The organism is Larkinella ripae (assembly GCF_054780775.1).
The window spans coordinates 608835-620787 of the sequence record NZ_BAAGVR010000028.1 but is presented as its reverse complement, the minus strand read 5'-3'; the positions used below and the strand labels follow the sequence as shown (position 1 = coordinate 620787).

11 protein-coding genes are annotated in these 11953 nt (G+C 55.1%); 5 read left to right on the top strand and 6 right to left on the bottom strand.

What is annotated here, in order from left to right; translation table 11 throughout:
- Positions 1–121: 121 nt before the first annotated feature.
- The 6 genes from pgl to tkt form a co-directional block, all read right to left on the bottom strand.
- Positions 122–856: a 6-phosphogluconolactonase gene (gene pgl, locus ACYVHX_RS24455; RefSeq protein WP_460674327.1), complete on the bottom strand. Its 735-nt coding sequence runs from the start codon at positions 854–856 to the stop codon at positions 122–124.
- Positions 853–2370, bottom strand: a complete 1518-nt coding sequence (gene zwf / locus ACYVHX_RS24450) for a glucose-6-phosphate dehydrogenase (protein WP_460674326.1) — start codon at positions 2368–2370, stop codon at positions 853–855. The genes pgl and zwf overlap by 4 nt, the downstream gene beginning before the upstream one ends.
- Positions 2367–3794, bottom strand: a complete 1428-nt coding sequence (gndA, locus tag ACYVHX_RS24445) for an NADP-dependent phosphogluconate dehydrogenase (protein WP_460674325.1) — start codon at positions 3792–3794, stop codon at positions 2367–2369. The genes zwf and gndA overlap by 4 nt, the downstream gene beginning before the upstream one ends.
- Positions 3795–3953: 159 nt before the next feature.
- Complete coding sequence (gene tal / locus ACYVHX_RS24440) at positions 3954–5057, bottom strand: transaldolase (RefSeq protein WP_460674324.1); 1104 nt, start codon at positions 5055–5057, stop codon at positions 3954–3956.
- A gap of 97 nt (positions 5058–5154) precedes the next feature.
- Positions 5155–5601, bottom strand: coding sequence for an RpiB/LacA/LacB family sugar-phosphate isomerase (locus tag ACYVHX_RS24435; protein ID WP_460674323.1), 447 nt, complete (start codon positions 5599–5601; stop codon positions 5155–5157).
- 115 nt (positions 5602–5716) lie between these two features.
- Positions 5717–7729 (bottom strand): transketolase, encoded by a 2013-nt coding sequence (gene tkt / locus ACYVHX_RS24430; protein ID WP_460674322.1) that lies wholly within the window; start codon positions 7727–7729, stop codon positions 5717–5719.
- A gap of 230 nt (positions 7730–7959) precedes the next feature.
- Between tkt and ACYVHX_RS24425 the strand changes: the two genes are divergently transcribed.
- The 5 genes from ACYVHX_RS24425 to vapC all read left to right on the top strand — a co-directional run bounded on the left by ACYVHX_RS24425 (position 7960) and on the right by vapC (position 11906).
- The gene (locus ACYVHX_RS24425) at positions 7960–10080 is read left to right on the top strand and encodes a S9 family peptidase (protein WP_460674321.1); all 2121 of its coding nucleotides are present in this window, start codon (positions 7960–7962) and stop codon (positions 10078–10080) included.
- Between the two features lie 90 nt (positions 10081–10170).
- Entirely contained in the window at positions 10171–10500 is a 330-nt protein-coding gene (locus ACYVHX_RS24420) for a DUF4377 domain-containing protein (RefSeq protein WP_460674320.1), read from the top strand.
- A gap of 61 nt (positions 10501–10561) precedes the next feature.
- Complete coding sequence (locus ACYVHX_RS24415; protein WP_460674319.1) at positions 10562–11218, top strand: hypothetical protein; 657 nt, start codon at positions 10562–10564, stop codon at positions 11216–11218.
- 63 nt (positions 11219–11281) lie between these two features.
- Positions 11282–11482 carry a type II toxin-antitoxin system VapB family antitoxin gene (locus ACYVHX_RS24410; RefSeq protein WP_460674318.1) on the top strand — a complete coding sequence of 67 codons (201 nt, stop codon included), beginning with the start codon at positions 11282–11284 and terminating at the stop codon, positions 11480–11482.
- A gap of 97 nt (positions 11483–11579) precedes the next feature.
- A complete protein-coding gene (vapC, locus tag ACYVHX_RS24405) occupies positions 11580–11906 on the top strand; it encodes a type II toxin-antitoxin system VapC family toxin (protein WP_460674699.1) in 327 nt (108 codons plus the stop codon).
- Positions 11907–11953: the final 47 nt, after the last annotated feature.

Genomic DNA, 11953 nt, shown 5'->3' with positions numbered 1-11953 from the left:
TTTGATTGAATAGAGCGTAACTAGTCTTTCTTTATATTACTGAATCTTATATAGTAGTGTTGCAAAAAAGCCGGATCCTTTTCAGTATCCGGCTTTTACAATACTCTATTTCTGCATCCGCCTAGTTCGATAAGGCCGAAGCCGCTGGCTCATCGAGAAACCAGTGAACCTCGCCTTCCGCCTTTCGAATCAACTGGGCGGGGTGATTTTCAATGTCTTCGGCCCCGTTCAACACGGCTTCCACGGCTTCGGCTTTGCCTTTTCCGTAGACCAGAAACGCCAGATGACGGCCCAGGTTGATCAACGGTGCGGTCATCGTGATGCGGTACACCTTCTGATCGTCCAGAAATACCGCCTTAACCGAAACCGAGTTGTCGTGCAAAACCGGCGTGTGCGGAAACAGCGAGGCCGTGTGCGAGTTATCACCCAGTCCCAGCAGCACCAGATCAAATCGAACCTGAACCGCCTGGTACCGCTTCTGAATAGCTTCGGCATACCGCTGCGCAGCCTCGTCCGGGGGCAGACTCGTATCGACGGTAAAAATATGAGCCGCCGGAATGCGCAACGGCTCGAACAGGGCGTTCGTCACCATCAGCGCATTGCTGTCCGGATGGCCGGCGGGCACGTAGCGTTCGTCGCCAAAGAAAAAATCGACTTTCTCCCAGTCCAGCCGGCTGCTGTAGTCGGGTGTCGCAAGCAGTTCGTAGAGTTTTTTTGGCGAACTGCCGCCCGACAACGCCACCGAAAACCGGCCGGTGTCGGCAATCGCATTTTTGGCGGTTTCGATAAAAAAGTCGGCCAGCGCCACCAGCACCTGCGCGTCGGTTTCGAAAATATGCAGAATCGGCTGGCTCATCCGTGTTTACCGTTTAAAGGAAGTGTGAACCAGTGAAAACCGTCCTGCGCAATGAGCGCTTCGGCGTTTTCGGGGCCCCACGACCCGGCGGGATAATTCGGAAAGCTCAGGCTCTTTTTGTTTTCCCAGGCGTGCAGAATCGGCATGATCAGTTCCCAGGCGGCTTCCACCTGATCGCTGCGCATGAACAGGGTTTGGTCGCCCATCATGGTATCGAGCAACAGCGTCTCGTAGGCTTCGGGCGGTTTTCCGGCGTAGGTGCCGCTGTAGTCGAACACCAGATCCACGGGATTGAGCGTCATGTCCAGACCGGGGCGTTTGGCCTGCATCTGCAGGCGAATGCTCATTTCGGGCTGAATACTGAAAATCAGGCGGTTCTGCTGCCAGTTTTCGGCGGCTTCCGCCGGAAAAATCGAGTGCGGAATGTTCTTGAACTGGATCGAAATCACCGAGGACGACTGGTTCAAATGCTTGCCCGTCCGGACGTAAAACGGTACATTTTGCCAGCGCCAGTTGTCCACGAAAAACTTCACGGCGGCAAACGTTTCCGTGTTGGAGTCGGGATTCACTTCCGGCTCTTCCCGGTAGCCCGGCACTTCCTTGCCCTCGATCCAGCCGTGAGTATACTGACCGCGAACGGCCGAAAACCGGATGGCGTCGGCATCAAATCGGCGCATCGACCGCAGCACATCCACCCGGCGGTTGCGCACTTCGTCGGCGTCGAGGTTGATCGGCGGTTCCATCGCAATCAGACACAGCAGTTGCAGAATGTGGTTCTGGATCATGTCGCGCATGGCCCCGGCTCCGTCGTAATAACCGCCCCGGTCTTCGACGCCCAGCTGCTCGGTCACCGAAATCTGGACGTGGTCGATGTAATTGCGGTTCCAGATGGGTTCGAGCAGCGAGTTGGCAAACCGGAACGCCAGAATGTTCTGCACGGTTTCTTTACCCAGGTAGTGATCGATGCGGTAAATCTGCTTTTCATCGAAGATGCCCTGCAACTGCGCGTTCAGCGCCTTTGCCGATTCCAGGTCGTGCCCGAACGGTTTTTCAATGACAATCCGGGTGCGGTCCAGGCCGTCTTTCGGGCATTTTTTGGCAATGTTGTCGGCAATGATCGGGAAGAAATTCGGCGAAACCGCCAGGTAATAAATCAGGTCGGCTTTCTGGTTCCACTCGCTTTCGTACGCTTCGATGCGGGTGCCCAGTTCGTGGTAAGTTTTCGCATCTTTCAGGTCCGAGACCTGGTAGTAAATCGTCTGGCTGAACGTTTCCCACTGCTCGTTGCTGGACTTGCCGCTGCGCGAAAACTTGTCGATTCCTTCCCGGAGCTTTTCGCGAAACTGTGCATCGCTGAGTTGCGTGCGGCCAGTTCCGACGATGGAAAAGTGCTCGGGCATCCAGCCGTCGAGATACAGATTGTACAAAGCCGGGGCCAGCTTGCGCCAGGCCAGGTCACCGGTTCCACCGAAAATAACAAACACGGTGGGTTGCGGTTTTAGCGTTGATTTCATGGTTTACCAGGTAGTGGCGTCCAGTGGGTGTGGAAAACGCCTTCTTTGCCAATAAGTTCGTAGGTGTGCGCTCCGAAATAATCCCGTTGCGCCTGAATGAGATTCGAGGGCATGTTTTCGGTCCGGAACGAGTCGAAAAACGTCAGGGCCGACGCGTAGGCCGGAATGGCCAGCCCCGCCGTGATGCCGGCCGTAACCACCGCCCGCATACCGCCGACGCTCCGGGCCACCAGTTCCCGAACCGACTCGTCGAGCAGCAGGTGTTCCAGACTGGGCGCTTTTTCGTAGGCGTTGTAAATATCGGACAGCAAAGCTGCCCGAATGATGCAACCGCCCCGCCAGATTTTGGCAATCCCCGCCAGATCAAGATTGTAGCCGTACGCAATCGAGGAACGGTACAGCAGGTCGAGCCCCTGCGCGTAGGTCATGATGGTGCTGAAATACAACGCCTGTTCGACGGATTTCAAAAACTCGTCTTTATCGACGTTCAGGGCAGCCGGTTCACCGCCGTAGACGGTGGCGGCCCGGACCCGCAAGGCTTTGTACTTGGACAGGTCGCGCATCGCCACCGCCATATCAATGGTCGGAATGGGCACTTCCAGATCCATCGCCACCTGCGACGTCCACTTGCCGGTTCCTTTGGACTTGGCCTGATCCTTGATCAAATCGACCAGATACTGATCGGAACCGTTTTCTTTAAAGTTGAAAATATCGCGCGTCACCTCGACCAGAAACGACTGCAAGCGGCCTTCGTTCCAGGTTTTGAAGAGCTCGTATAGCTCCTGATTATCCAGTTGCAGGCCCTTGCGCAGAATTTCGTAGGTTTCGGCCAGGAGTTGCATGAGCCCGTATTCAATGCCGTTGTGGACCATCTTGACAAAATGGCCCGAAGCGCCCGGTCCGATGTAAGTCACGCAGGGATCGTCGTTCACTTTGGCGGCAATGGCATCAAAAATCGGTTTCAGCGTCAGATACGCCTGTTTGTCACCGCCCGGCATCATGCTCGGTCCTTTGCGGGCGCCTTCTTCACCGCCCGAAATGCCCATTCCGAAAAAGTGGAACCCTTTCTCATCCAGGAACTTATCCCGAATGACGGTGTCGGTAAAATGCGAATTCCCGCCGTCGATGATGATGTCGCCGGGTTCGAGCAGCGGCAGCAGTTTTTCGATCACATTATCGACCGGTTTTCCGGCGGGCACCAGCATCATGATGGCCCGGGGCGTGGACAGGCTTTGGGTCATGGCCGCCAGATCCGTAAATCCTTTGACGGGTTTGCCTTCGCCTTCTTTTTCAAAACCGGCCACCTGATCGGGATTGATGTCGTAACCGGCCACCGGAAAACCGTGGTCGGCCATGTTGAGGAGCAGGTTTCGGCCCATCGTACCGAGACCGATCATGCCAAAATTATACTTCGTTTCAGCCATTGGGGCGTGTAAGTTTAGTAGGAGACAGGTTTACAGGTTACGGTTTTCAGGATACGGTTTCGGGTCGGCTGACGCGGTCATTCTTTACGATCGAATAATGAATATCGAATGTTGGACGCTGAATGCGTCAGCCGACCAGAAACCGAAAACCGTACCCTATCAAACCGTTTCCAGCGATTTTTTCTGCGTTTCGATGGCCGCCAGCAGTTTGTCGTACGGCTTGTTGAATTTATCGATGCCTTCGTCTTCCAGCTTCTGGGTGATTTCGTCGATGTCGATGCCGGAGGTTTTCAGTTGCGCCAGAATGGCGGTCGATTTATCGAGGTCGTTTTCCAGCCGGTTTTCGGCCACGCCGTGGTCGCGGAAAGCTTCCAGCGTTTCCATCGGCACCGTATCCACCGTGTTGGGTCCAATCAGTTCTTCAACGTATTTCGTATCCGGAATCGCCGGGTTTTTGCTGCTCGTGCTGGCCCACAACAACCGCTGCGGTTTGGCCCCTTTTTCTTCCAGTTTGGCAAACCGCTCGCTGCTGAACACGCGTTTGTAGATTTCGTAGGCTTTGCGGGCCGAGGCAATCGCGACCTGGCCTTTCAGTTCCGGCAACCCTTTTTCGTCCAGAATCGGGTCCACCATCACGTCGATCCGGCTCAGGAAGAAACTCGCCACCGACGCAATGCCGTCGATCGGCTGACCGGCCGCCACGCGGGCTTCCAGTCCGGAAATGTAGGCGTCCGTCACCGCTTCGTAGCGATCCAGGCCAAACAACAGCGTTACGTTCACGTTGATGCCTTCGCTGATGGCGGTTTGGATGGCGGGCAAACCGGGGGCCGTTCCCGGTATTTTGATCATGACGTTTTCCCGGTCCACGGCTTTCCAGAGTTGGCGCGCCTGTTTGGTGGTTCCGTCGGTATCCAGCGCCAGGTGCGGAGACACTTCCAGACTCACGTAGCCATCGGCACCCCGAACCTCCTCTTCGTAAACCGGCTTAAACAAATCAGCCGCCCGCTGAATGTCGCTGACGGCCAGACCGTAAAATATATCCTCGTTGCTTTTCGCTTCTTTCGCTAATTTCTTGATGTCTTCATCATAATCCGAACTGCTGCTGATGGCTTTTTCAAAGATGGCCGGGTTCGACGTGATGCCCCGAACGCCGTCTTCGTCGATCAGGTTTTGCAGTTCACCCGAATCCATGATTTTCCGGTCGATGAAATCCAGCCAGATGCTCTGACCCAACTCGTGAATTTGTTTTACGCGATTTGCCATTTTTCGTTTAAGGTTTAATGGTTGACGTTTAATGATTTACGACCCCGTTATCAGCAAGCGCCTTAAACGTGAGACGTCAACCATTAAACGATACGAATTATTTCTGCTCCAGCTCAATCACTTTATTCAACCGGCGCAGGTGTCGGTCGGCCCCGCTGAAGCGGGCTTCCAGGAATGCCCGGACGAATTCTTCGGCTACCCGGTTTCCTGTAATACGTCCGCCGAGGCAAATTAAGTTCATATCATCGTCTTCTACACCCTGATGCGCCGAAAAATGATCGTTGATCAAAGCCGCCCGTACGCCCGCAATCTTGTTGGCCACGATGGCCGCACCGACGCCACTGCCGCAAACCGCCACGCCCCGCTCCACTTCCCGGCGGGAAACGGCCTGCGCCAGCGGGATAATCTTGTCGGGATAGTCGTCCGTGCTTTCGTACGCGTGAGCCCCGAAGTCGACCACGTCATAACCCAGGTTGGTCAGAAAATCGCGCAGGGTTTCCTTTAGTTCAAATCCGCCGTGATCGGCAGCAATGCCTATTTTCATGGGAGTTCAGTTTACGGTATACGGTTTTCAGTGTTCAGTGTTCACTATTCATTATTCAAGGTTCGTTTTTAAATAGCGAATAATGAATAGTGAATAATGAATGGTGAATAGCGAATCAGGATGACAGCAACGCCTTGGCCTGCTTGACTACGTTTTCCACTGTAAAGCCGAACTTCCGGAACAAATCCTCCGCCGGGGCCGATTCGCCAAACGAGGTCATGCCCAGCACATCGCCTTCATCGGTGATGTATTTGTACCAGCCCAAAACCGCCCCGGCTTCCACCGCCAGCCGCTTTTTAATCTTTTTCGGCAGCACCTTTTCCTGGTAGGAAGCCTCCTGCCGGTCGAACAGCTCCCAGGACGGCATGCTCACCACCCGGGCCGCGATCGATTCTTTTTTCAGTTGCTCCTGCGCCTGCAGCAACAACGAAACTTCCGAACCCGTACCCATCAGAATCACCTCCGGTTCCTTTTCCGAATCGGACAGGATGTAGGCGCCTTTTTCCAGTTCGGTCGCCGGGGTGTATTTTTCCTGATCGATCACCGGCAGGCCCTGTCGCGTCAGAATAAGGGCAACCGGCCCGCCCGGATGCTCGATGGCTACCCGCCAGGCCTGGGCGGTTTCGTTGGCGTCGGCCGGGCGAATGACCACCAGATTCGGAATGGCCCGCAACGCCATCAGGTGTTCGATGGGCTGGTGCGTGGTGCCGTCTTCCCCCAGACCGATGCTGTCGTGCGTAAAGATAAAAACCGGACGGATTTTCATAATCCCCGCCAGCCGGATCGTGGGCCGCAGGTAATCGGAAAAAACCAGAAAGGTGGCCCCGTAGGGAATGATCCCCTTCGTCACGACCAACCCGTTCAGAATGGCGCCCATCGCGTGTTCGCGGATGCCAAAGTGGAAGATGCGTCCCGCCCGGTTTTCGGCCGAAAACGAATAGTAATTTTTCAGGTCGGTGTCCGTCGAGGGCGACAAATCCGCCGAACCGCCGATCAGGTGCGGCAGGTCGTCGGCAATGGCATTGAGCACTTTACCCGATGCTTTCCGGGTCGCAATTTTCTCGTCTCCCGCCGGAAAAACCGGGATCTTTTTCTCCCAGCCTTTCGGCAGTTTCCCGTTGCTCACCCATTCGTATTCGTCGGCCAGTTCGGGAAATTTCGCCCTATACGCCTTGTAGAGGTCGTTCCACTTCTCTTCCTTTTTCGCCCGCTCCTTGCCAATTTCGCGGTAATAATGCAGCACATCTTTGGGTACTACAAACGACTTTTCCGGATCAAAACCAAAGTTTTCCTTCACCAGTTTGACTTCATCCGGTCCCAGGGGCGAACCGTGGGCGTCGGCGGTATCGGATTTGTTCGGACTTCCGTAACCAATGTGGGTCCGCACTTTGATCAGCGAGGGCCGTTTGGTTTCGTCCTGCGCGGCTTTCACGGCCTGGTACAAAGCCTCCAGATCGTTGCCGTCGGGCACCACCTGCACGTGCCAGCCGTAGGCCAGAAACCGCTGGGCCACATCTTCCGTGAACGTCAGGTCGGTGCTGCCTTCGATGGAGATGTGGTTGTCGTCGTAAAAATAAATCAGGTTGCCCAGTTGCAAATGAGCCGCCAGCGAAGCCGCTTCGGAAGTGATGCCCTCCATCATGTCGCCGTCGCTGCAAAGGGCGTAAATCTTGTAGTCGAAAATCGGAAAATCCGGTTTGTTGTACCGCGCGGCCAGGTGGTATTGCCCAATGGCAAACCCAACGCCATTGGCAAATCCCTGCCCCAGCGGCCCGGTAGTTATCTCCACTCCTTTCGATAAACCGTATTCCGGGTGGCCGGGCGTCTGGCTGTCCAGCTGCCGAAACTGCTTCAGATCGTCCATGCTCAGGTCGTAGCCGGTCAGGTGCAGGTAGCAATACTGCAACATACAACCGTGTCCCGCCGACAGAACAAACCGGTCGCGGTTGGGCCAGTCCGGGTTTTTCGGGTTGTAATTCATGGCTTCCGTCCAGAGTATGTGCCCGATTGGAGCCGCGCCCATCGGCAAACCGGGGTGCCCGGAATTGGCTTTCTGTACGGCATCGGCGGCCAATACCCGAACGGTATTGATGCTGAGCTGCTCAATCGATTGGGTTGTGGTTTTCATTAGATTGGGGGAATTGTGATAGACCTAGCGTAGACTTAGTTAACCCGCGGCCAAAAGGATTTGTTTGTTACCGGTGAGTTATTAAAGGTATTTCGCGGACGGGGCCGCCCGGCGGTTGATTCGGAGAAATTGGCGTAAAACAAAGGCCTTTTTCTATGACAAACCCCGATATTCGCTGCGAAATCCCTTTTCTCTCCTTACTTTCAGGCGTCCGAATACAAGCCCGATTTATGAAACCACTTCTCCTCCTGAGCCTTCTGCTGTTCGGGCATCTGGCCGTACTGGCCCAACCGTTCAGTCTGGAATCCGTCCGCAGCTACCCGTTTCCTTCCGATCTGACGGCGTCGGCGCAGGGATCAAAAATCGCGTGGGTGTTCAATCAGGAAGGAAAGCGAAACGTCTATGTGGCTGAAGGGCCGGCGTTTACACCCCGAAAACTCACCAATTACACAAGCGATGACGGCCAGGAAATTACGAGTTTGTCCATCTCTTCCGACGGCAAATGGGTGGTTTTTGCGCGGGGTGGGGATCACGGTTCGAACTGGGACGAAGCCCTGCCGGTTAATACTTCCTCCTCCCCCGTTCCGATCAACGTAAAAATCTGGAGCGTTCCGTTCGCCGGTGGCGAGCCCAAGGCCCTCTCCGAAGGTGACGAACCGTTGATTTCGCCAAAAAATGACCGGGTGGCTTTCCTCAAAACTAACCAGGTCTGGACCGCAGCGATCGACGGGTCTTCGTCCCAAAACGTAGTTACGGCCCGGGGCGAATCCGGTTCCCTGCAATGGTCGCCCGATGGTTCCCGACTGGCGTTTGTTTCCAACCGCGGGGACCACGCATTCGTTGGCATTTACACCAATCCGGAAACCCCCATCCACTGGCTGGCCCCTTCCTTTTCGCGGGATCGCTCCCCGCGCTGGTCGCCCGACGGGACCAAAATCGTCTTCGTCCGGACCCCCGGAACGGGCGGAGCCCCGGATTCGCTGCTGGCCCGCAAACACCAGCCCTGGTCGCTCTGGACCATCGATATCGCCAGTGGAAAAAGCGCTTCCCTCTGGCAGGCGCCTAAAACCCTGGCCGGTTCCGTGCCAACGACGCACGGCGGTATCAACCTGCACTGGGCCGCCGGTGACCGGATTGTTTTTGTTTCCTACCAGGACGGCTGGCCCCACCTGTATTCGATCCCGTCCTCCGGTGGAAAACCGCTGCTGCTGACGCCCGGTTCGTTCATGGCCGAGCACATTCAGTTGAGTGCCGACCGCAAGTGGCTGGTTTTTAGCGCAAATACCGGCCCCGACCAACGGGACATCGACCGGCGCCACGTCGTGCGCGTGCCCGTTGACAAAGCCGCCCCGGAAGTGCTGACACCCGGAACGGGCCTGGAATGGACGCCGGTAATTACGGGTGACGGTTCGAGCATTGCCCTGATCAGTGCCACGGCCCAGCGACCACCCCTGCCCGCGGTCATGCCGTTCACCAAAGGAACGCCGAAGCTGCTGGGCGAAAATTTGATTCCCGCCCACTTCCCCACCAACCAGCTGGTAACGCCCAAACAGGTGATTTTGAACACACCGGACGGCCTGGCGATTCACGCCCAATTGTTTGAACCGGCGAGCGGTTCGGGTAAAAAACCGGATAAAGGCGTTCCGGCCATTATTTACGTTCACGGCGGGCCATCGCGGCAGATGCAATTGGGCTGGAATTATTCCGATTATTACGCCAATGCCTACGCCTACAATCAGTATTTAACGAGTCTGGGGTTTGCGGTTTTATCGGTCAATTACCGGCTGGGAATCGGTTACGGCCATGCGTTTCACCTCCCGGCCAGGGGCGGAGCGGCCGGGGCGTCGGAATACCAGGACATTAAAGCGGCAGCGGAATGGCTGGCCACACAGCCCCAGATCGACGCGGGCCGCATCGGCCTATACGGCGGTTCCTATGGCGGCTATCTGACGGCCCTGGCGCTGGCCCGCGACTCCCGATTGTTCGCGGCCGGGGTTGATATTCACGGGGTACACAACTGGACCACCACCCGGTCGGCAGCACCCGCCAGTTCGGCCGAACCCATTCCGGATGCCGATTTGGCGACAAAAACCGCCTGGGAATCATCCCCGGTTTCGTCCGTCGGCACCTGGACTTCACCGGTTTTGATCATTCACGGCGACGACGACCGCAACGTTCGGTTCAGCCAAAGCACCGACCTGGTCCGGCGGCTGGAAGCGAAAGGCGTTCCGATGGAAACGCTGGTAATTCCGGATGATACGCACCACTGGATGCGCCACAGCAATGCGCTGAAAGTGGGCCAGGCGACGGCCGACTTTTTTAAGCAAAAGCTTCAAAAAACCGCTAAATGACTTTTTAAAAATTTCAAGCCGGTTTTACAACCCCTATTCTGAAAAACAGGTCCCTGGAAATAGTAGCAACCACAACAAATACTTCGTGCCATGAACCGCATTTTCGCCTACTTTTTTCTTTGTTTTGTCTTCCTGTTCTCGAGTTGTGAAGACCGTTACCTCAAACCCAAAGTCGTCACCATGCAGGTGGCCGATCATCAGGTGGACTGTGTGAGCGTGGCTCCGCAGAAATGCCTGTTGGTCAGGATGGAAGGCGACACGAGCTGGACGTACCAATATACCAGAATTGAGGGATTTACGTACGAAGCCGGGTATGAATACACCCTGAGTATCAAACGGAAACGGGTAAAAAACCCGCCCGCTGATGCTTCCAGCATCCGGTATATCCTGGTCGAAATTCTGGAAAAGAAAAAGAAATAAGCCCCATTCGTTCGGTCGGCCTTCCGGGGCTGACCGACTTTTTTACCTTGACTCCAGCCTGATGAATCTTCGTTTCCCTTTCTTTTTGTTCCTGACCATTTCATCTCAACTTGCTCAGGCGCAGGGCTGGCAGGGCCAGATCGGCACGAATCTGGCTACTTTGCCGGGTCGGTCACTGGAAATCACCTCGGCCTGGAGCCCGAATTTGAATCAGTGGGCAATTACCTTCCAGGCGGGTTATACGCACCAGAACTCATTTGGCGGTTTTCGGCGGGGGTATGCCTGCGACTGCGGGGTCAACGATCTGAAAACCTCGGGAGCGTTTTTTAAAGCCGGTTACCGGTTTGATGCGATTCGCCGAAACGGCAAAAACACCAAAGTCGGTTTGCCGCTGGGCCTCAGCCTGATTGGTTCGCATTACCGGCAGGAAGGCACGATTGAGTCTTTTCCCAGCGGGCAGTCCACCTACCGGGAGCAGACGGCCGCCGGTTTTGTGCTGGGTTTGGGACTAACGGCGGCCTTGAACATCCGGCTGTCGACCCGCTGGAACCTGGACCTGGGCGTTCAGAAATTCATTGGTCTCCAGAAGCGGAAGGATTATTTTCTGTTCGACACCTTCATGTCCCACCAGCCCGGCATCGGCCTGACCGACTGGAAGCGGTTCTGGCCCGGTTTGCAGGGCATCGTGGGCCTGAATTACCGGCTGGGGCGGTTGTAGAAGATTATGCGATCTTTTTAGCGCGCAATTCCGTTATCTTTGTTTAAAACCGGCAGTTAGAAAATGAAAGCGACCATTGAATTAAACGATGAGCTGGTGCGGGAAACCATGCAACTCAGCCAAATTTATACGCCGGAAGATCTGATCCGGACGGCTCTGTCTGAATTTTTGCGGAAGCTACAAAAGCGCGAATTAGCCGCGATGCGGGGCATAATTCAATGGGAAGGCGATTTGGATCAAATGCGAACAACGCTGAATGAATGATTTATTGTTCGACAGTTCTGTCTGGATTAATTATTTCCGGAAAATCACCAATTCACAAACCGAACTGCTTCACACTGCCCTCCTCTCAGACTAGCCAATCTGGCTCTGTCCTCCCATCCGGCAGGAGGTTATGCAAGGAATTAAAGTGCAGTCTGAATTGCGTCTCGTTCAAAACAAATTCGATTTTCTGGAACGATTGGAAGCGGACCCGTATGAACTGGCCGACCAAGCAGCCGGTCTTTTCCGAACGCTTCGCCAAAAAGGCATTACGATTCGCAAACCCAATGACTGCCTGATTGCAGCCTACGCTTTGCATTTTAACCTTAAAATGGTCCATAACGACATTGATTTTGAACGGATCGCAACGAATTTACCCCTTCAGGAAGGAACTTTACAGATTTGGTCGGATCAGAAAAGGTCGTAACGTCTCTTTTTTTATTCGTCTTCCTGTCCCAACTTGCCATTACTAAC